General features: G+C 68.7%; 1 protein-coding gene. It reads right to left on the bottom strand.

What is annotated here, in order from left to right; translation table 11 throughout:
• Positions 1-42: 42 nt before the first annotated feature.
• Positions 43-1,296, bottom strand: coding sequence for an IS701 family transposase (locus KCH87_RS48415; protein WP_374199110.1), 1,254 nt, complete (start codon positions 1,294-1,296; stop codon positions 43-45).
• Positions 1,297-1,315 lie beyond the last annotated feature (19 nt).

The raw sequence follows: 1,315 nt of genomic DNA, 5'->3' as shown, positions 1-1,315 counted from the left end.
GACGGGCGACTGCCTGGTGTTGTCGGCGCCAGTTCGACCAGCTCATCGCGTGGCGTCGGCCTCGGCGTCCGCGCAGCTGCGGGGGCCGGGGACGACAAGCTGCCAGGAGTCGCCGAACCTCCGCCACTGTGAGCGCGATTGCCCCGGCTGCCCCACCGGTTCCGCCCCCTTTTCCCTGGCCTGGTGTGCCGTGGCTGCCAGGAAGGCGTGCGCGAGCATGGCGAGGGTGATGTGCCGGTACCAGCCCACGTAGCGACGGACTTCGTACTGGTCCAGGCCGCACTCGTTCTTCGCAGCCTGGAAGCACTCCTCGATCGCCCAGCGTGTCCCGGCAACCCGCACCAGCTCCCGGGCGGTGGCCTCCAAGGGTGCGTAGGCGAGGTAGTAGGCGATCTCGTCGGGCTTGCGGATGCTGCGACGGGCCAGTGCCCACCGCATCCAGTGGGGGACCTCGCCCTGGTAGTCGAACTCGGAGACGGCCGGTAGCCGCACCGCCGCCCAGTAGTAGACGCGCGGTCCCTTCGCGCCGGCTCCGCATGAGGTCTTGTCCCACGCCTCGGCCGGGGCCTGTGCGAACAGGCCCTCGATGCGGGGACAGCCCACGGTGAACTGGGACTTGGGCACGGCCAGCACATAGCCCACGCCCGACTGCTCCAGCAGCCGACGGAAGCGGCTCTCCTGTCCGTAGGCGGAATCCGCAGTGACCCAGGCGATGGGCAGCGGTGAGGCGAGGGCACGCAGCACCATGTGCCGGGCCAGTTCGCCCTTGGTGGCGAACGCCTGGTCGTCGGGGACTTTGGCCGCGCGGCAGCGTTCACGGTCCTCGGCCCAGGACTTGGGCAGATACAACTCCCGGTCCACCAAGGCACGTCCGCGGCCGGAGGCGTAGGCGGCGAAGACGCCGATCTGACAGTTCTCGGTGCGGCCGGCGGTTCCGGAGTATTGGCGCTGAACCCCGGCGGAGGTGGTGCCCTTCTTGATGAAGCCGGTGTCGTCGATGATGAGGACCCCGCCGTCCTCACCCAGCTTGTCGGCGACGTACTGCTGCAGGTCGTCGCGGATGTCGTCCGGCTGCCACTTCGCGCCTGCGAGTAGGTGCTGCAGACCGTCGGGAGTGGCGTGGCCTGCCTGTTCGGCCGGCTGCCAGCTGTTCTTTCGGGCCACCGGGGCGAGCAGTCCGCGTACGTAGTCACGCATGCGGCGGCGAAGTTCCACACGGCCGAAGCGATGACCGATGGTCACGAAGAGCTCGTCCAGTTCAAGGTCCCACTGCTCGGCAGCACTCTCGAAGATCACGTGGGGAGCTTTCCCACAT

The sequence above is a fragment of the Streptomyces sp. GESEQ-35 genome (assembly GCF_017948485.1).
GTDB lineage: Bacteria > Actinomycetota > Actinomycetes > Streptomycetales > Streptomycetaceae > Streptomyces.
This window is presented reverse-complemented; position numbering and strand designations above follow the sequence as displayed.